Annotated in this window: 1 protein-coding gene; it reads left to right on the top strand. The window is 38.7% G+C overall.

The genetic code is table 11. From position 1 onward, the window contains the following. Positions 1-437, top strand: a 437-nt coding sequence (locus FCS21_RS17840; RefSeq protein ID WP_138624528.1) for an APC family permease, incomplete at both ends; no start/stop codon positions are given.

Genomic DNA, 437 nt, shown 5'->3' with positions numbered 1-437 from the left:
TATATTGCAATTGCGTTAGTTTTAACTGGAATGGTTTCTTATGACCTATTGAATGTAGGTGACCCATTGGCTTTTGTATTTGAAAAATTAGATCTGAAATGGATGTCGGGAATTATTGCGGTAAGTGCAGTTGTGGCTATGGCTAGTGTTTTATTGGTTTTCCAAATGGGACAACCGCGTATCTGGATGAGTATGAGTCGTGATGGTTTGTTGCCAAAACGTTTCTCAAAAGTGCATCCAAAATATAAAACGCCTTCCTACGCTACAATCGTAACGGGTTTTGTTGTAGCAGTGCCGGCTTTGTTTTTGAATTTAACACTAGTTACGGATTTGTGCAGTATTGGAACTTTATTCGCCTTTGTATTGGTTTGTGCCGGAGTTTTAGTGTTACAAAACAGAACTGATATCCCTCGTGGGAAATTCAAAACTCCTTATGT

It is taken from the genome of Colwellia ponticola (assembly GCF_005885605.1).
Taxonomy (GTDB): domain Bacteria; phylum Pseudomonadota; class Gammaproteobacteria; order Enterobacterales; family Alteromonadaceae; genus Colwellia; species Colwellia ponticola.
This window is presented reverse-complemented; position numbering and strand designations above follow the sequence as displayed.